Raw genomic sequence first — 17154 nt, forward strand, 5'->3', positions numbered from 1 at the left:
CCGTCGCCAGAAAGCTGCTCACCATCCTCAATGCCATCATCCGGGATCAAAAGCCATGGGACCCCAAAACCGCTTGACCGCAAAGACAGTCGCTCGGTTTTCAGTCCGCTGTCGCTCCCCAAAAACCTGCGGCGGACGCGGTCGCGTCCTAAAGCCTGGCCCTTCTGGGCCAGGCTTGTGGTGCTTTAAGACGCGATTTTCCGGAATTACGCGCTGGTGTCCACCTTACCAGGGTTGGCGCCGGCCTTGGCGACGCAGACCATGGCCTCGCGCAGCAGGCGGCCCTGGATGGTGTAGCCGGGCTGCAGGATGGTGACGACGGTGCCGGCGGGCTTGTCCGTGCCATCGACCTCGGCCACCACCTGGTGGAAGTTGGGGTCGAAGGGCTGGCCCATGGGCTCCAGCTTCACGATGCCGGCGCGGTCGAAGGCGGCGATCAGCTGGCGTTCCGTCGCCTCCACACCGGTCAGCAGGGTGTTGACCTGATCGTTGCCGGCCCGGGTCTCGGCCGGGACGGCCTCGATGGCGCGGCGCAGGTTGTCGGCCACGGCCAGCAGTTCCTTGGCGAAGCCGGACACGGCGTACTTGGCGGTGTCCTCACGCTCCTTCTGGGCGCGGCGGCGGGTATTCTCCGCCTCGGCCATGCTGCGCAGCAGCTGGTCCTTCAGGGACGCGACCTCGGCTTCCAGCGTGGCGACGGCGTCCGAGGATGCCGGCGCTTGCTGCTGCGGGGCGGCGTCGGTTTCGGGGGCGGTGGTCGTCTCGTTGCTATCGGTCATCTTAGCGGCAGTCTCTAAAAGGGTGCGGAACAACGGCGGCTCGACACCGCCGGAACGGGCAGAAGATAGGCATCCCGCGCGCGCCGCGCCAGAGGCGATGCGGGGATCCGGCCAGGAATAAAGCGCGGGTGGGCCGAATTGTTCGGCCGACGGTCGACCGGTCTACCCGATCATCCGGCTGATGACCTTGGCGGTGTAGTCCACCATGGGGATGATACGGGCATAGTTGATGCGCGTGGGCCCGATCACGCCGATGGCGCCCACGATCTGGTCCTTGCCGTTGGTGTAGGGCGAGACGATCAGGGAACAGCCGGCATGGCTGAACAGGTTGTTTTCGGCCCCGATGAAGATCTGCACGCCCTCCGCCTGGCCGGTGGCCTCCAGCAGCCGCATCATGGCGTCGCGGGTCTCCAGCGCCTCGAACAGGCTGCGGATGCGTTCCAGGTCCGACAGGGCGCTGACGTCGTCCAACAGCTTGGCCTGGCCGCGCACGATCAGCACGCCGCTGTTGCGGCTGCCGGCCCAGGTGGCCATGCCGGTGTCCACCACCCGGCGGGTCAGTTCGTCCAGCTGGGTGCGCTGCTCCTCCGCCTCGGCCTGCAGGCGGGTGCGGGCCTCGGCCAGGGTGCGGCCCACCACCCGGGCGTTCAAATAGTTGCTGGCCATCTGCAGGACGGAGGAGGGGATGCCCATGGGCACCTCCACCACCCGGTTCTCCACCAGGCCGTCTTCCGTCACCAGGACCACCAGGGCGCGGCCGGGCTGCAGGTTCACGAACTCGATATGTTTCAGCGGCCGGTCGGTCTTGGGCGCCATGACCAGCCCGGCGCAGGACGACAGGCCCGACAGCATGGTCGTCGCCTCCTCCAGCGCCTCGGGCAAGGATCGGCCGGAGGCGGCGCACTGGGCGTCGATGCTCTCCCGCTCGTCATCCGACAGGTCGCCCACCTCCAGCAGGCCGTTGACGAACAGGCGCAGGCCCACATCGGTGGGCACGCGCCCGGCGGAGGTGTGCGGCGCCTTCAGCAGGCCCAGTTCCTCCAGGTCCGCCATGACGTTGCGGATGGTGGCGGGCGACAGCGCGATGCCCAGGCGGCGCGACAGGGTGCGGCTGCCCACAGGCTCCCCGGTTTCGACATAGGCTTCCACGATCTGGCGGAAGATGTCGCGGGAGCGCTGGTTCAGCTCGGTGATCATGCCTGGGGGCGGGGCCTGATGGATGGGGAAGAATGCCCTTAAATCTAATGATGGACGGCGGTGTTATCAATCATCGCCGGGACCGCCCCGCCACATCCGGGGTGGACAGGGCGATGGTTCCGTCGCTAGGTAGGGCCTCGAAAACACCCTATGACAGCTACGGGACCGCCCCGCCATGACCCGCCCCTCCGGCCGTGCCGCCGATCAGCTCCGCGCCGTCTCGCTTGAGACCGGCTTCGCCAAGTACGCTGAAGGCTCCTGCCTCGTGCGCTTCGGCGACACCCACGTGCTGTGCACGGCCAGTGTCGAGGAAAAGGTGCCGCCCTTCCTGCGCGGCCAGGGCCTGGGCTGGGTGACGGCGGAATACGGCATGCTGCCCCGCGCCACCCACAGCCGCACCGACCGTGAGGCCGCAAAGGGCAAGCAGTCCGGCCGCACCCAGGAAATCCAGCGCCTGATCGGCCGCGCGCTGCGCGCCGTCACCGATCGCAAGGCCATGGGCGAAATCCAGGTGAAGATCGACTGCGACGTGCTGCAGGCCGACGGCGGCACCCGCACCGCCGCCATCACCGGCAGCTATGTCGCCCTGCACCAGGCCTTCACCCACCTGATGCGCATCGGCGTGCTGAAGCAGATCCCCCTGATCGACAGCGTGGCCGCCATCTCCTGCGGCATCTACAACGGCCAGGCCGTGCTGGACCTGGACTATGCCGAGGACAGCAACGCCCAGGCCGACGCCAACTTCGTCCTGACCGGCGCCGGCGGCATCGTGGAAATCCAGGGCACGGCCGAGGAGCGCCCCTTCGACGAGGCGCAGTTCAACGAGCTGCTGCGCCTGGCCCGCCACGGCATCACCCAGCTGACCGCCCTGCAGAAGACGGCCCTGGGCCTCTGACGCTGCCGTTCCTACATTACCTGCGATGGGGCATTACCCGCGAAGGGGCTTGGATTTCCCAAGCCCCTAGCCCGCGACCGCGGGCGCCGGAGATTTCCGGGGAGCGCAGCGGACTGGAAATCGAGGACAAGCCAAGCGGCCGGATGGCCGCGCCCGGCGCCTGAGGGAACCAACAATGACAAGACAATTCACCGGCGACACCCTGATCATCGCCACCCACAACAAGGGCAAGGTGAAGGAAATCGCGGCCCTGCTGGGCGACCACGTCGCCCACTTCCCCACGGCGGGGGAGCTGGGCCTGCCGGAGCCTGAGGAGACCGGCCTGACCTTCCGCGAGAACGCGGAGCTGAAGGCCCTGGCGGCGGCCAAGGCGGCGGGCAAGCCGGCGCTGGCGGACGACAGCGGCATGGCGGTCGCGGCGCTGGATGGCGCCCCAGGCATCTACTCCGCCCGCTGGGCCGGGCCGGAGAAGGACTTCGCCGCCGCCATGGCCCGGGTGGAGCGGGAGCTGCCCCCCGGCGCCCCGCGTGACGCCAGCTTCATCTGCGCCCTGACCATCGCCTGGCCGGACGGCCATATGGAGACGGTACAGGGTGAGGTGCATGGCCAGCTGGTCAACCCGCCGCGCGGTGACCGCGGCTTCGGCTACGACCCCATCTTCGTCCAAGACGGCCACAGCGTGACCTATGGCGAGATGGAGCCGCACGAGAAGCATGCTATCAGCCACCGGGCCCAGGCCTTCCGCCAGTTGGTGGAGCGATGCTTCCGCTGACCGATACGGTACCGGGCGGCTTCGGCCTCTACGTGCACTGGCCGTTCTGCGCCAGCAAATGCCCCTATTGCGACTTCAACAGCCATGTCCGCGAGGGCGTGGACCAGGCCCGCTGGCGCGCGGCGATGCTGCGGGAGATGGACCATTTCGCCGCCCGCGTGCCAGCGGGGCGCCGCCTCAGCAGCGTCTTCTTCGGTGGCGGCACCCCCTCGCTCATGCCGCCGGAAACGGTGGCGGCCATCCTGGAACGGGCCGACCATCATTGGGGTATCACCGACGGCGTCGAGGTGACGCTGGAGGCCAACCCGACCTCGTCCGAGGCGGCGCGCTTCGCCGGGTTCCGCGCCGCCGGCGTCAACCGCCTGTCCATGGGCATCCAGGCCCTGAACGATGCCGACCTCAAGGTGCTGGGTCGCAAGCATTCCGCGTCCGAGGCGATGGCCGCAATCGCCATGGCCAAGGGTATCTTCGATCGTTTCAGTTTCGATCTGATCTATGCGCGCCCAGGCCAGACCGTGGCGGCATGGCAGGATGAGCTGTCCCAGGCGCTGGACATGGCGGTGGGGCACCTGTCGCTCTACCAGTTGACCATCGAGGAAGGCACCCAGTTCCACACCCTGCACCAGCGCGGCGACCTGGTGGTGCCGGATGAGGATCTGGCGGGCGATTTGTATGAGGCGACGCAGGTTCTGCTGAACCAGGCCGGCATGCCCGCCTACGAGGTCTCCAACCACGCCCGTCCCGGCCAGGAGAGCCGGCACAACCTGGTCTATTGGCGCTATGGCGACTATGTCGGCATCGGCCCCGGCGCCCACGGCCGCCTGACGCTGAAGGGTGAGAAGATCGCCACCCGCACCCACCGCGCCCCGGAAATCTGGCTGCAGCGGGTGGAGGAGGGCGGCACCGGCGCCCACGCCGATGAGAGGGTGACGCCGGAGCAGCGCGGCCGCGAAGCTCTGATGATGGGCCTGCGCCTGGCCGAGGGCGTCAGCCTCTCCCGCCTCACGGCCGAGGCGGGTGGTGTGAGCCCGGTGGATATGGCAGCGGTAGGCCGCCTGTCCCGCCACGGCCTGCTGACCGTGGACGGCGACCGCCTGACCGCCACGGCGGATGGCCGTCAGCGGCTGAACGGCGTGCTGGCGGCGCTGCTGGGATAAGACACCCCCTGCGTCATCGCGCGCCATCGGCTGAGCTTGAGGGGAGGATTGGCCGGTGCCATGCTTGGCTGTGCCGGACCCTTTGAAATCAGGCCATCCCCCCTCATGCCCGCGTCGTTCCGCCTGCCTGCCGTCCCCCCGCGTCGGATCCTTTGCTCTGCCCTGATCATGGCGTCGGCGTTCGCCCTGGAACCCGCCGCAGCCGCTGGTATCCCCTTTGTCGGTTGCCCCGCCGATGGCCAGATGGGGCCGCAGGCCGCGCCCAGGAAAGGGACCGTTCCGTCCTTGCCCCCCGCGCTGGCCGCCAAGGCGGCGGGGCGTCTGGCCTATTATGCGGGACCGGATGACGCCGGTGGCATCGGCAGCTTCGCCCCCAAGGGCTGGCACTGCTTGGCCCTCTATGGCTCCAACGGCTCCCAACTGCTGGTGACGGCCAACCCCCTCACCAGCCGCGACCTGATCAAGGCGGCCGAGCATATCCAGGGCCCGGCCCTGCAGCTGGTCTGGCTGGACGGTGACACGTCGGGCCGGTTCGAGGTGGCGAAGATCGCCGCCCGCCTGTTCCCCGTCGCCAAGGATTACGTCCAGGGCGTGATGGACGAAGGGTTGGCGAACAAGTCGGAGTTCGTCTGGGGGCCCTATCCGACGGACACCGTCGTGCGCCACAGCCCCACCTCGGTGGATTTTGTAACGCCGGCCGGACAGAAGGGCCTGGGCACGGACAGCCATCTCATCCCAGGGCCCCTGCCCATCATCGGCAGCGCCTTGCTGTTTCCGGACCAAGACATGGCCTTGCGCGAGGTGGTCATGCGGCTGCCGCCGGAGATGGCGGACCTGGGGCCTGTCATCCAGGCGGCGTTCCGGCCGGAGTAGCGAAGCGCCTTCCGGAATTATGACCATCATGGTCATTTTCCTTGAGGGCGCCACGCCCCCGGCGTCATTGCCGACGATCCTTAGCTATGGCCTGGCTTAGCCGGGAAGGAGAGCCGCCAGCACCGCCTCCGTTGTCGCCACAGTGGCGTACTCGCCGTCCATATTGGCTAGCGACAGGGCATGCACGTCCTCGGCACTCCACACCCGGCCCCGGCCGTCCCGCTTGGCGTAAGTGTAGGTCGCGTCGCTGACCACCGTGGTGGCGTAGCCCAGGTTGCCCGCCATGCGCACCGTGGCCTCCACCGAGTTGTTGGTGATGACGCCGGCCACCACCAGGGCGGTGATGCCGTGCCCGCGCAGCAGATCGTCCAGGCCGGTGCCAATGAAGGCGCTGTTGGTGCGCTTGGCGACCACGATCTCCCCGGCCGCAGGCATCGCCTCCTCCTTGAAGGCATGGCCGGGCGTGCCGGGACGGTAGGTGGAATTGGGCTCCACCGAATCATGCCGCACATGGATGACCGGGTGCCCGGCCGCGCGCCAGGCGGCCAGCAGCCGGGCCACATTGGCCTCGGCGTCGGGGTTGTTGCGCGGCCCTTCCGCCGCCCAGCGCGGGTCGTCGATGGCGCGTTGCAGGTCGATGAGGAGCAAGGCGGGTGGGTGGGTTTCAGGCCGCATTGGGGGCAGGTTGGGTCATATCGCCCCGGCCCTCCAGCAGGCCGGCGACGGAGATGTCTTCGTCCAGGTCATCCCAGTGCAGGCCTCGACCCGTGGCGCTGATGCGGTAACGCTGCCGCTGTTCCGGCGTCGCCCGCAGCAAGCGGGGGAACCAAGCCAGGGGCACGCCGATGGTGCGGCCGTCGGTCAGATCCACCCAAAGGGTGTGTTCATCAAAGCGCAGCGTCTTAGCGGAAATGCTCATTCCACGCCCTTTCGATCTCCTGCCGCCGGGCTTCTACGATTCGGACCAGATCGGCCTGGGCTGATCGGCTGAAGCCCACGCAATCGGCTATGCGCACCTCGGGATAAAGCCACAGTTTGGCCTCGCCACCGTCCCGCTCGACATGGATATGGACCGGTTCGCGCGGGCTGCCTTCGTTGGAAAAGAAATAGAACCTGAAGCCATTCCAACGAAACACAGTCGGCATAAGGCTAACTCTCCAACAGTTCGTTGGCTGCGAAGCATATCATAGGTACGTCAGCCTTCGCTGTGTTCACCGCACCACCACCCGGCGGTAGCTCAGCGCTTCGGCGATGTGGACGCGGCGCACGGTGTCGCTGCCTTCCATGTCGGCCAGGGTGCGGGCCACGCGCAGGACGCGGTGATAGCCGCGGGCGGACAGGCGCAGGCGGTCGGCGGCCTCGGTCAGCAGGGCGCGGCCGGGGGCATCGGGGGCGGCCACCTTCTCCAGCAGCTCGCCATCGGCCTCGGCATTGGTGCGAATGGTGGGGTGGCCCGGCTTCACCAGCGCGGCGTAGCGCGCCGCCTGGATGGCCCGGGCGCGGGACACGCGGGCGGCCACGATGGTGCTGGTCTCGCGCGGCGGCGGAAGGGACAGGTCGGACGCCTTCACCGCCGGCACGTCGACATGCAGGTCGATGCGGTCGAACAGCGGGCCGGAAATCTTGGACTGGTAGTCGGCGGCGCATTTGGGGGCGCGGCCACAGGCCTGGGCCGGGTCGTCCAGATGGCCGCAGCGGCAGGGGTTCATGGCCGCCACCAGTTGCACCCGCGCCGGATAGGTGACATGGCCGTTGGCCCGCGCCACCGTGGCCCGTCCCGTCTCCAGCGGCTGGCGCAGGGCCTCCAGCGTGGGCCGCGCGAATTCCGGCAGCTCATCCAGGAACAGCACGCCCTGGTGGGCCAGGCTGATCTCCCCCGGCTTGGCCCGGACCCCGCCGCCCACCAGGGCCGGCAGGCTGGCGCTGTGGTGCGGGTCGCGGAAGGGGCGGCGGCGCATCAGGCGCCCGCCCTCCAGCTTGCCGGCCACGGAATGGATCATGGACAGGTCCAGCGCTTCCGCCGGTTCCAGGGGCGGCAGCAGGCCCGGTAGACGGGCGGCCAGCATGGACTTGCCCGACCCCGGCGGCCCCACCATCAGCAGGTTGTGCGCGCCGCTGGCCGCGACCTCCAGCGCGCGCTTCGCCGTCTCCTGCCCCTTGATGTCGGCGAGATCCGGCAGGGCGCCCGGCTCATCCTCCTCCATCTTGGGCTGGGGGCGGGACAGCACCTGGGTGCCCTTGAAGTGGTTGATCAGCTCCAGCAGGGTGCGGGGGGCCAGCACCTCCAGCTCCCCGGCCCAGGCGGCCTCCCCGCCGCAGGCCGCCGGGCAGATCAGGCCCCGGTCGGTGGCGACGGCGTGGATGGCGGCGGGCAGGGTGCCGGCCACGGCCGTCAGCGCGCCGTCCAGCGCCAGTTCGCCCAGGGCGCAGAAGCCCTTGATGTCCTCATCCGGCAGGATGCCCATGACGGTCAGCAGGGCGATGGCGATGGGCAGGTCATAGTGGCTGCCCTCCTTCTGCACGTCGGCCGGCGCCAGGTTCACGGTGATGCGCTTGGGCGGCAGGGCCAGGCCCAGGGCATGCAAGGCCGCCCGCACCCGCTCCCGGCTCTCGGCCACCGCCTTGTCCGGCAGACCCACCACGGTGAAGGCCACCTGCCCGCCCGACATCTGCACCTGGACGTCGATGTCCAGGACGTCCACCCCCTGGAAGGCCACCGTCGAAACCCGCGCTACCACCGGCCCCACCCTATCCGCTTCTGCACGCCCGGGTAGTGTAGGGCCGGGGCGATACTGGCGCCAGGGTCATCGGCTAGGCGTCAGGAATAGTCGGCGGGGGGAGGGGCCGAGGGGGGCTTGCGCAGCCACTTGATGAGCGCCCAGATCGCGCCACCCAGGGGGACGAGCAGCGAGGCCCAAATCCAGGAAATATCGCCGCCTTTGGTCTTGATGAATTCCAGCCATTCAGTCGCCGTGCGCGGCCAGCCGACCTCCACCATTACCTGACGGGCGAAGGTGTTCAAGGTGCGCGGCGCTTGTTGCCCGTCGATGCTGATCAGGGCATCGAATGACAATATCAGCATCTGCGGCCCCGCCACCTTGGGCGTGACCGTCCAGGTCCAAGTTGTCACCTGATTGTCCGACATCCACTGCTCCTGAGGGCCGGCAGGGGTCACGTCGAAGGCGCCGCCACTCAATGTTGCCGACATTCGGCTGGAGACCTGTAGCGTACCGACGGCCACCGAACCCGGGCCCTCGATCAACACTTGGAGTTCGTTGGTGGGAAGGCGGGTGGAAATCTTGGCGGTAATGACCAAGGCTTGGCCAAGGCGGGCCCGATCCGGCGTATTGAACGCGACATTGGCGGGGGCCAGCGTCTTCAATACATCATCGACCTTGCGCAAGTCGGCGGGCGGGGCGGGTTCCGCCGGCGTTGCCGGAGGGACCGGGGATTCCGGTGGCGGCGGAAGGTCCGGATGGGGAGCCTTCGATTGAAGGCTGGAAAAGTCGGCGACGGCTTCGGTTTGCTGCAGGAGTGACATGGGCCGGAAAAAGAACAGGGCAGCGAGCAGGACCGCCACCGCACCCAAGCCGAGAAGCGCGACGTGAATACGGCGAGGCGCGCGGCCTGGATTTGCCATTCCTTCACCCCTTGAAGCGTGTCAAAGCCCTGGTCGGGGACCATGTCCAAGCGCAGGAGAGACACCCGCCCAAGTCTTCGGCGGGTAAGCAGGTTAACTGTGAGGGTTGCGACCTATGGCTTTGTCGAGTCGCAAAATACACGCAAAAGAAGTATAGCCTCCATCTTGGCTGTTACGCAATAAGTGCCGCCTCCCTTCGCGCGATGGGCGGGCGCGAGGGGTGCAGGACAATCCCGTCGTCGGCGATCTCGACCTTGGCCTCGGGATAGACGGCGGTGGCCAGGGCGAGCGCGTCCAGGAACACCGGCTTGAAGTGGCTGAGCTTGGCGTAGTGCTCGCCGAACTGGCGGCGCAAGGCGGCCCAGCGCACCGGCGTCGCCTGGTTCAGCACATGCAGGCGGTAGGCCAGCCAGATGTAGACGTCGATGGCGGTGCTGCTGGCGCTGATGTGGCGCAAGGCGGCTTCGGAGACGGGCACGGCGTGCTGCTTCAGGCTGTCGTAGAAGCTTTCGTTCAGCTCGATCACGTCCTGGAACAGGGCCACCTGGCGCTGGTCGGGGTTGGATTTGAACAGGATGGAATTATTGACGAAGCCGGCGTTCTGCCGGGTGACCGAGGCGTCCGTCTCCCACAGGAACTGCAGGCTGCAGGCGGTGATGCGCTGCGCCTGTTCCATCACCAGGCGATAGGTCTTGCCGCCGGGGCTCTCCCCCATAGCCTTCAGCCAGGAATGCCAGCTCTTACCCAGCTCCACCTGACGGGAGTTGGTCTTCAGCGCCTCCGTCTGCAGGTACAGCAGGATCATGCGCGCCTTGGCGCCATAGGGCACGCCCACCAGGCTGCCGTCGGCGTGCCGGCCGCTCTGCACGATCAGGGTGCAGCGCCCCGTTTCCTTGCGGTGGTATTCCGGCTCCGCCGCCTTGTCGATGGAACGGTGGGGCAGGCTGGTCAGGGCGAAGCCGGCATGGGTGATGCCCATGCTGTCCTCTTCCTGGGCCAGCATGGCGGCGGCCACGTCCACCAGGGCCCGGCCGCTCTTGCTGGTCGCCATCTCGCGCGCCCGGTCCACGCCATGTTCCAGGATGAGACGGTGAATGTCGGCCATGGCGCCCTTCGCTCCCTGCCAGTCGGTCGGTCGATGTCGGTTGATGGCCGGAGTGTTTCAAAGCCAAATCACTAAATCTAGGTCGGACTTTACCGGCCCCCGCTATTTGTGGGGTATTTGGAGTCTGTTATTTGAGGTGCCGGTTAAGTCCGGGAAATAAACCCGAGTCGGGCCGGTAGAGTCCGGCATCCGGCCGGCAAGGTCCGGGGGAAAACTGTTCTTCCCATGCGCCCCATGGGCGCCGGCGCATCCTGTGGCCGGTAAAGTCCGGGGGAGACACGCCCGAGTCTGTGGATAACTCTATCCTGGCCGGTAAAGTCCGAGCCGAATCGTGACGAATCACCCCGTCCGGGCGCGCGGGATCGACTCCGGCGGACTCGAAAGCGGTTCCGACTCGCCCTTGGGTTCGGACTTTACCGGCCTTTCCGGTGGGAGTCCGGGCCTTTCCGGCGGGCAGGATGGTTGAGGGAGGGAGGCGGCATGGCCGCGGGCCGCCGCTCAGGCCCAGGGGCGCCCGGTCCACTCGGACTTTACCGGCCCCGACCTTGGGACGGGGCTGTTCTGCTCTGGCGCTTTTTCCTGGACTCGGACTTTACCGGCCCTGCCCGGGCGGGGCACGGACTTTACCGGCGATCGCGGATAGGGGGGCAGGAAACGAAGGTCACAAATCCTAAACATTAAAGATGGCAATAATGAAGTGGCGACACCCTATCAATACGCCGTTAACCAAAATATCCCCTTAAGGTTTACTGACTCAGATACTCTACTATTTAAACGGTGGTGGTGACATTGTAAGGCCGCCGGATGGGCCCGGGGCGGTTGCCCCTGTCGAGTATCGCAAAAGTCCCTCCGGTCCTATGCCCTCAGGTCCGGACCATAAGGGGTGCAGGCGCCGCCGGTGTCCGCCCCTGGGCGGCCGTCCCATGCCTCCATGAACGACGCACCTGTCCCGCGAGGCAGGAATGGGCCGCCGCAGACAACGGGAGAAAACGACATGAGCGTCAACTCGAACCTTGTCATCCAAGTCGGTGCCCTGCCTGATCTGGTCGTCTCCAACGACCCCGCCAACCCCGGCCGTATCATCATGCGATGGTTGGACGGCACCGACGCCAACCAGCAATGGGTGGAGGAGCCGGCGCTGAACGGCTTCTACCTCAAGAACGTGGCTACCGGCACGTATTTGGCCTTCGGCGGCGATGACAAGCCGGTCGGCCTGTCCGGCCATGGCGACGTCTGGCAGAAGACCGGACCCAACCAGGATTTCACCGCCATCCGATTGGCCCTGCGGACGTCCCAAAACCTGAACGCCCTGGGCGGCCACCCGGTGGTGGGCACCGTCGTCGGCACGTGGACATGGGGCGGGGGCGCCGGCAACGAGATCTGGCAGGTCCAGACCGTCAGCGCCGTGTGGCCGCGGCCCACCCAGACCTTCTCCTTCATTTCGGGCATGGCGCCCTATTTGCAGCTGTCCGTCGATCCCAAGAACACGGCCGGCGCCCTGGTGGTGGACGACAATTACGCCACGCAGGCGCCCGCCGCCTTCGTCTTCACCGCCACCCAGTGGACCAGCGGCTTCTCCATCGTCAACAAGGCGTCGGGCCTGCTGGCCTATGTCAGCGGCGACGGCAACGGTTCGTCCCTGCTGCAGCGGCCGCCCAGCCAGATGAACGTCGATTCCCTGTGGACCTATGGCGGCGGCGGCGCCTTCCAGGCCATCCGGCCCTGGATCGACTCGGGCCAGAACTGGAACGTCTTCGGCAACCCGCATCCCATCCCCAAGGGCCCGCTGGCCATGGGAACCTGGAGCTGGGGCCACGGCCAGGCCAATGAGATCTGGCAGACGGTGGTGCCCGCCACGCAGGCCCGCGCGGCCAGCATCCTGTGGACGGGTGAGGCCATCCAGGCCGATGGAGAGGCGGAGCGTGACCGGCCGGCGGCGGCGGCCGTCGCCGAGGTCTGGGCCCAGGCCCAGGAAAAGGCCGGCGTCGCCGCCCGGGCCAACGGCCATCACTGACCACTGACCGGCGGGCGGGACGGCCAGGCTGTCCCGCCCGTTGCTTCAAAAGCGGCGATTCGGATCTTGCCGGCCCCCAAAAGACGGAAGGCGGGGCGGTTCCGCAGACCGCCCCGCCTCTCCCTCACGGGCGGCGGATGATGGGAAGGCCGCCCGTCGGTTTCGCCCCTCAGCGCCAGCAGGCCGCCGGCACCGCCTTGCGCACCAGGGTGGCAAAGTCCTCCACCGTGCAGCGGTCGCCGCCACAGGCGGGCAGGGGCAGGTCAACCTTACCCGCCGGATGGGCCGGCGTCAGGGCGGCGGCTTGCCGCAGATCCTCCAGCGTCTGGTAGTACAGCGCCACCCGGACATAGCGCTTGCCCGTGGCGGTGTCGCGGCTGACCTCGAACGCCAGGGTGGTATCGGGTGCCGTCTTGTCCGGCTGGCTGGGCAGGGTCCAGTCCAGGCCCAGCAGGCCGGCCACGTTGGACAGGTTGGTGTCATGCCCCAGGATGGAGATAAGCCTGGCCCCCGCCGGCACGGGCGCCAAGGGGGGCGCCAGGGGTGCGGCCGGCGCCTCCCCCGTCACCCCGGCCACTATCTGGCGGGCCAGCAGCGCGCCGTTGTGGCTGGCGATATAAGGCGTGCGGCGGGTCAGGTCGGCCTGGTAGTCATGCACCGGCAGGATGGCGGCCAGGGCCTGCGGCGTGCCGGCGCGGCCCCAGCCCACCTGGTCGGCGGGCATGCCCTGCACATATTCCAGGAAGACGCTTTCGGCCAGCATGGCGCCCCGCGCCAGGGGCCCGTCCACCTTCACCTCGCCGCCCTTGTCCACCACCTTGGCGGGGCCGGTGGCGAAGCAGGCGCCGGCGGGGGAATCGGAGGGGCCGCGCGGCGCGCAGGCCTTGGGTGCCACCACCTGCACCAGGGCCGCCAGGGCGGGCGCGACGTTGGCCGGCACGGTGGCAATGTCGCCGCCGTTGGCCGCGACCATCGCCTTGGTGGCCTCATCCGCGTCCATGGGGCAGGCGCCGCCCGACGCGGCGTCGAACAGCACATCGGGGCTGTCCGGCGCCAGGCCATGGGCCTTCAGGCCGCAGCCGGGGGCCAGACCCTCGGCCAGGGCCTGGGCGCTGGCGCGGGTGCGCTGGTCGCCGCTGTCGCCCCAGACGAATATACTGTTCTCGGCGGGACAGCGGTCGGCAGCCAGCAGGCCGCGCTGCCGGTACTGGGCGCCCAGGTACAGGCCCAGCTGGCGGATGGCGTCGGCGCCATGGGGGGTCAGGATGCCCCGGTCCACGGGCCACGCCGGCCAGTCCTGGTCCGACAGGCGGCGCAGTTCCGCCAGGCCCTTGGTGGGACTGCGCACGCCGTGGCGGGATAGCATCACCACCCGTTCCAGCACCATCCCGTCCTGGGGCGTGGCCGGTGCTTCGGCCCAGGCGGGGCCCGTCATTAGGCCGGCCGCCAGGACCACCGGCATGAGGCGCCGCCTCATGCCGGTGTAGGCTGCGACTGCAGCCGCCGGAGATTTCCGGGGAACGGAGTGGACTGGAAATCGAGGACAGCCAAGCCGCCGGATGGCGGCGCCCGGCGCTTGAGGGAACATGCGTAAACCCATCCTCATCACCACCCCGTCACCGACAGGTTGAAGAACACGCTGCGGCCCGGCGTGGTCCAATACAGCGCGTCGCCGGTGGCGGACTGCGTGCCGGCGAAGCCGTTGATGCGGTGGGTATCGAACAGGTTGCCGATCTTCAGGCTGGGGGTGACGTCCACCAGGTGATAGCCCAGGTCCTTCAGGCGCCAGCCCACCGAGACGTCGGCGGTGAACACCGGGTGGATGCGATAGGCGTTGGCGAAGTCCGGCTGGCCGGTCTTGGCGTCGGTGGTGTTGTCCTGGCCGTAGAACGGGCCCACCACCTTGCCGATGGCGGAGAAGTACAGGCCCTCGGGGCTGTCGTACATGACGCCGGTGGTGGCCATCCATTGCGGCGTGTTCGCCACCCAGACGTAATTGTCCTTGTACTGGGCGTGGTTCAGGCTGGCGTTGGCGTACAGCGACAGGGCGTCCGTCAGGGCGTACTGCGCCTCCATCTCCAGGCCCTTGTAGATGGCGCCGGCGCCGTTGACGAAGGTGGTCTCCGTCGTGCCGGGCACCTGGCTGGTGGAGATGTAATTGCTGAAGTCGATGTAATAGGCGTCGGCGCCCACCATCCAGCGGCCGTGCTGCACGGCGGTGCCGATCTGGTAGTTCATGGTCTCTTCCGGCTTGATCGAGGCGATCTTGGCCACTTGGAAGACATCGATGGGCGGCGCCAGGAAGCCCTTGGCCACCTGGGCGTAGGCGGTCCACCCTTCCTGGATGGTGTAGTGCGCGGCGATGGAGGGCTGGGCCTCGGTATAGGTCTCGCTGTAGTTCAGCGGCGCCGGCGGCTTGGTCTTGTTGTACAGGGCGTCGACGTCGCGGGTGAAGCTGGTGACCTTCACGCCCGGGATCAGGGTCAGGTCCGGCGTGACCTTCCAGTCGAACTCGGCATAGGGCTGCCAGGTGGTGTTCAGGTCGCGGTACCGATAGGTGTAGGGCGTGCCGTACTTGCCCGTGACCAGGATGTTCTGGGTCCAGTCATAGGATTCGGAATGGCGGTGGTCCAGCTGGCGGTCGTACCAGACGCCGGCCTTGATGTCGCCGAAGGACAGGCTGTCGGTCAGGCGGAGGGTGTCGCCGAAGGTGCGGTAGTTGGCGTTGGCCTCCTTGCCCGGGATGTCGCCGGCATAGGTGGCCACCTTCTTGCCGGCGGCGTTGTAGACGGTGACGCCCACATCCTTGGGGTTGCTGTCGCTGGCGTCCGACGATTCCTTGTAATGATGGCCGAAGCCGTTGGTATAGGCGGTGTTGTCCAGCTTGAGGCTGTCCGTCAGTTCCGACTGGACCCGGATGTAGTCGAAGTCCGAGGTGTAGCGGCTGGGCTGGTACTTGTAATAGGACTGGGCCTTGGGGTTGTCGCCCAGGCCCCAGTTGTCGCCGTACTTGGCCAGGTCGGCCAGGGTGACGCCCTGGGTGGTGTACTCGAACGAATGGTTCTTGCTGGCCACCAGCGTCACCGTCGTGCGCTCCCCGATGTCCAGCACATCCTTGAAGAAATAGTTGGTGCGCTGTTCTTCCGCCCCGGTCAGGTAGCCGTCCGAGGTGGTGCGTTGCACGTCGAAGAACATGCGGCCCAGCACGGTACGGCCGGTGTCGACCTCCCCGCCGATGCCCTTGGTGTTCCAGCTGCCATAGGTGCCGTAGGCGGTGACGCCCGGATCCTCCGACGGGGTCTTGGACAGGAAGCCCAGGGTGCCGCCGAAGGTGGCCTTGCCGATGGTGGAGGCGGTGCCGGGGCCCCGGTCCACTTCCGCCTGGCCCATGTCGTGGGCGACGAACAGGGCGGAGCTGGTGTGGTGCAGGTCGGTGGCGTCGCCGAAGGGGATGCCATCGAAGGTGATGTTGAACTGGCTGTCCTGGAAGCCGCGCAGGCTCAGCGTTTCCGCCTTGCCCAGGCCGGGGCCGTTGGGGCTCTGGGCATAGACGCTGGGCTGGAACTTCACCATGTCGTCGAAACTGGACAGCGGGACGATGTTGTCGCGCAGGAAGCCTTCCGGAACGATGGACGTGGGCTCCGTCGCCTCCAGCGGCACGTTGGAGGGCGAGACGCGCATGACCTTGGCCACCACGTCGATCTCGGTCATGGGCGCATCGGCGTCGGCTGCGCCAGAGGGGGCAGGGTCTGCCGCGCGGGCAGGCGGGGCGAGGGCGCCCAGCGCCATGGCCACGGCGGCGGCGCCCATCATCAGTCTGGCCCGGTTCGGGCGGGTCTCCGGCTTCGTCGTCATCATCGTCCCCCTTCGTTGATCGCGGCACCTTGGACGGCGCTTTGCAAAATCGCGTGCCGCGCTGGTACAGTCGGGACGGGATGCGGATCTTGACGGCAGCCTGACGGAAATTTCAGGTATCGCCGATCGCTGTGGCGGCATAAGGCCTTAGGCACTGCCCATTTTCTTGTGAATTTCATTTGACCGATACATGACGGGACGATGACGGGCCGCCTTGCCTTGACCGCGCTGGACTGCGACGCCGGGGGACTGATCCGGGAACTGGCGACCTTGGGCTGGGACGTCATGGCGGACGGCACGCCCGATGTCCGCCTGCTGATCGCCGCCGATGCCGGGGCGCTGCCGCGTCATCTCAGGGAAGGATGGCCCACCCTGTGCCTGGCCACTGTGGGAACGGAGGCCGAGTCCGCCCTGCTGCGGGCCGGCGCGCACATGGTGCTGCCTTTGGATACGGCGGCGACGGCGGTGGCGGCGGCCCTGTCGGCGCTGGCCCGGCTGGCGGCGCCCGGCGACCGCGCCCTGCGGGTGGGCGATCTCGCCCTGCACGTCGACCGCCGGCTGGCCTGGTGCCGGGGGCGGCCGCTGGCGCTGGCGCCCCTGGATTTCGATCTGTTGGTGCTGCTGGCCGAACGGCCCGGGCAGGTGGTGCCGGCGGCGGAACTGCGGGCCCGGCTGTGGCCCGATGCGACGGACAGCGCCGGCCGCCTGACGGCGCACATCCATAGCCTGCGCCGTGCCCTGGGGCCGGTCGTGCCGCTGCACACCCGTGGCCACCAGGGCTATGTGCTGGGCGGCGCCGGCCCCGAAACGGCAGGCTCCGAAACGATAGGCGGGAGCGTTAGGTAGTATACCGGATATCGGCGCTGG

At 68.0% G+C, this 17154-nt stretch carries 16 protein-coding genes; 6 read left to right on the plus strand and 10 right to left on the minus strand.

The features are described 5' to 3' along the window. Positions 1–206: 206 nt before the first annotated feature. Entirely contained in the window at positions 207–779 is a 573-nt protein-coding gene (gene grpE, locus FBZ88_RS25280; protein WP_145619819.1) for a nucleotide exchange factor GrpE, read from the minus strand. A 162-nt stretch (positions 780–941) separates the two neighbouring features. Next, complete coding sequence (hrcA, locus tag FBZ88_RS25285) at positions 942–1976, minus strand: heat-inducible transcriptional repressor HrcA (RefSeq protein WP_145610898.1); 1035 nt, start codon at positions 1974–1976, stop codon at positions 942–944. Between the two features lie 175 nt (positions 1977–2151). Between hrcA and rph the strand changes: the two genes are divergently transcribed. From rph to FBZ88_RS25305, 4 genes are all read left to right on the plus strand, one after another. Then, positions 2152–2871 (plus strand): ribonuclease PH, encoded by a 720-nt coding sequence (gene rph, locus FBZ88_RS25290; protein ID WP_145619820.1) that lies wholly within the window; start codon positions 2152–2154, stop codon positions 2869–2871. Positions 2872–3046: 175 nt separating this feature from the next. Further along, the gene (rdgB, locus tag FBZ88_RS25295) at positions 3047–3643 is read left to right on the plus strand and encodes an RdgB/HAM1 family non-canonical purine NTP pyrophosphatase (protein ID WP_145619821.1); all 597 of its coding nucleotides are present in this window, start codon (positions 3047–3049) and stop codon (positions 3641–3643) included. Further along, positions 3631–4800 carry a radical SAM family heme chaperone HemW gene (gene hemW / locus FBZ88_RS25300; RefSeq protein ID WP_145619822.1) on the plus strand — a complete coding sequence of 390 codons (1170 nt, stop codon included), beginning with the start codon at positions 3631–3633 and terminating at the stop codon, positions 4798–4800. The genes rdgB and hemW overlap by 13 nt, the downstream gene beginning before the upstream one ends. Before the next feature lie 285 nt (positions 4801–5085). Then, positions 5086–5673 (plus strand): hypothetical protein, encoded by a 588-nt coding sequence (locus FBZ88_RS25305; protein ID WP_145619823.1) that lies wholly within the window; start codon positions 5086–5088, stop codon positions 5671–5673. A gap of 96 nt (positions 5674–5769) precedes the next feature. Here the strand turns inward: FBZ88_RS25305 and FBZ88_RS25310 are convergent, their stop codons facing one another. From FBZ88_RS25310 to FBZ88_RS25335, 6 genes are all read right to left on the minus strand, one after another. Beyond that, positions 5770–6321 carry a cysteine hydrolase family protein gene (locus tag FBZ88_RS25310; protein WP_246138852.1) on the minus strand — a complete coding sequence of 184 codons (552 nt, stop codon included), beginning with the start codon at positions 6319–6321 and terminating at the stop codon, positions 5770–5772. Positions 6322–6337: 16 nt separating this feature from the next. Beyond that, complete coding sequence (locus FBZ88_RS25315; protein WP_145619825.1) at positions 6338–6592, minus strand: DUF2442 domain-containing protein; 255 nt, start codon at positions 6590–6592, stop codon at positions 6338–6340. Further along, entirely contained in the window at positions 6576–6818 is a 243-nt protein-coding gene (locus FBZ88_RS25320) for a DUF4160 domain-containing protein (RefSeq protein ID WP_145619826.1), read from the minus strand. The genes FBZ88_RS25315 and FBZ88_RS25320 overlap by 17 nt, the downstream gene beginning before the upstream one ends. A 66-nt stretch (positions 6819–6884) precedes the next feature. Beyond that, the gene (locus FBZ88_RS25325; protein WP_145619827.1) at positions 6885–8411 is read right to left on the minus strand and encodes a YifB family Mg chelatase-like AAA ATPase; all 1527 of its coding nucleotides are present in this window, start codon (positions 8409–8411) and stop codon (positions 6885–6887) included. 80 nt (positions 8412–8491) lie between these two features. Then, positions 8492–9313 carry a hypothetical protein gene (locus FBZ88_RS25330; RefSeq protein ID WP_088872327.1) on the minus strand — a complete coding sequence of 274 codons (822 nt, stop codon included), beginning with the start codon at positions 9311–9313 and terminating at the stop codon, positions 8492–8494. 172 nt (positions 9314–9485) lie between these two features. Further along, positions 9486–10418, minus strand: coding sequence for a replication protein RepA (locus FBZ88_RS25335; RefSeq protein WP_145610909.1), 933 nt, complete (start codon positions 10416–10418; stop codon positions 9486–9488). Between the two features lie 994 nt (positions 10419–11412). On the opposite strand from FBZ88_RS25335, the gene FBZ88_RS25340 reads away from it, so the two are divergent. Continuing rightward, positions 11413–12432 (plus strand): RICIN domain-containing protein, encoded by a 1020-nt coding sequence (locus FBZ88_RS25340; protein WP_145619828.1) that lies wholly within the window; start codon positions 11413–11415, stop codon positions 12430–12432. 169 nt (positions 12433–12601) lie between these two features. On the opposite strand, the gene FBZ88_RS25345 is transcribed toward FBZ88_RS25340, so the two are convergent. Together FBZ88_RS25345 and FBZ88_RS25350 are read right to left on the minus strand one after the other, a co-directional pair. Next, positions 12602–13894: a histidine-type phosphatase gene (locus FBZ88_RS25345; protein ID WP_186464594.1), complete on the minus strand. Its 1293-nt coding sequence runs from the start codon at positions 13892–13894 to the stop codon at positions 12602–12604. Between the two features lie 143 nt (positions 13895–14037). After that, positions 14038–16290, minus strand: coding sequence for a TonB-dependent receptor (locus tag FBZ88_RS25350; RefSeq protein WP_246138853.1), 2253 nt, complete (start codon positions 16288–16290; stop codon positions 14038–14040). A gap of 198 nt (positions 16291–16488) precedes the next feature. On the opposite strand from FBZ88_RS25350, the gene FBZ88_RS25355 reads away from it, so the two are divergent. Next, positions 16489–17133: a winged helix-turn-helix domain-containing protein gene (locus FBZ88_RS25355; protein ID WP_145619830.1), complete on the plus strand. Its 645-nt coding sequence runs from the start codon at positions 16489–16491 to the stop codon at positions 17131–17133. Positions 17134–17154: the final 21 nt, after the last annotated feature.

Origin of the sequence: Nitrospirillum bahiense, from assembly GCF_007828025.1 — a bacterium.
Taxonomy (GTDB): domain Bacteria; phylum Pseudomonadota; class Alphaproteobacteria; order Azospirillales; family Azospirillaceae; genus Nitrospirillum; species Nitrospirillum amazonense.

Bases quoted from the DNA above. Each gene is read 5' to 3' on its own strand.
- FBZ88_RS25345 (WP_186464594.1), bottom strand. From the start codon at position 13,894: ATGCCGGTGGTCCTGGCGGCCGGCCTAATGACGGGCCCCGCCTGGGCC.
- grpE (WP_145619819.1), bottom strand. From the start codon at position 779: ATGACCGATAGCAACGAGACGACCACCGCCCCCGAAACCGACGCCGCC.
- FBZ88_RS25320 (WP_145619826.1), bottom strand. From the start codon at position 6,818: ATGCCGACTGTGTTTCGTTGGAATGGCTTCAGGTTCTATTTCTTTTCC.
- rdgB (WP_145619821.1), top strand. From the start codon at position 3,047: ATGACAAGACAATTCACCGGCGACACCCTGATCATCGCCACCCACAAC.
- FBZ88_RS25350 (WP_246138853.1), bottom strand. From the start codon at position 16,290: ATGATGACGACGAAGCCGGAGACCCGCCCGAACCGGGCCAGACTGATG.
- hrcA (WP_145610898.1), bottom strand. From the start codon at position 1,976: ATGATCACCGAGCTGAACCAGCGCTCCCGCGACATCTTCCGCCAGATC.
- FBZ88_RS25340 (WP_145619828.1), top strand. From the start codon at position 11,413: ATGAGCGTCAACTCGAACCTTGTCATCCAAGTCGGTGCCCTGCCTGAT.
- rph (WP_145619820.1), top strand. From the start codon at position 2,152: ATGACCCGCCCCTCCGGCCGTGCCGCCGATCAGCTCCGCGCCGTCTCG.
- FBZ88_RS25355 (WP_145619830.1), top strand. From the start codon at position 16,489: ATGACGGGCCGCCTTGCCTTGACCGCGCTGGACTGCGACGCCGGGGGA.
- FBZ88_RS25330 (WP_088872327.1), bottom strand. From the start codon at position 9,313: ATGGCAAATCCAGGCCGCGCGCCTCGCCGTATTCACGTCGCGCTTCTC.
- FBZ88_RS25315 (WP_145619825.1), bottom strand. From the start codon at position 6,592: ATGAGCATTTCCGCTAAGACGCTGCGCTTTGATGAACACACCCTTTGG.
- hemW (WP_145619822.1), top strand. From the start codon at position 3,631: ATGCTTCCGCTGACCGATACGGTACCGGGCGGCTTCGGCCTCTACGTG.
- FBZ88_RS25335 (WP_145610909.1), bottom strand. From the start codon at position 10,418: ATGGCCGACATTCACCGTCTCATCCTGGAACATGGCGTGGACCGGGCG.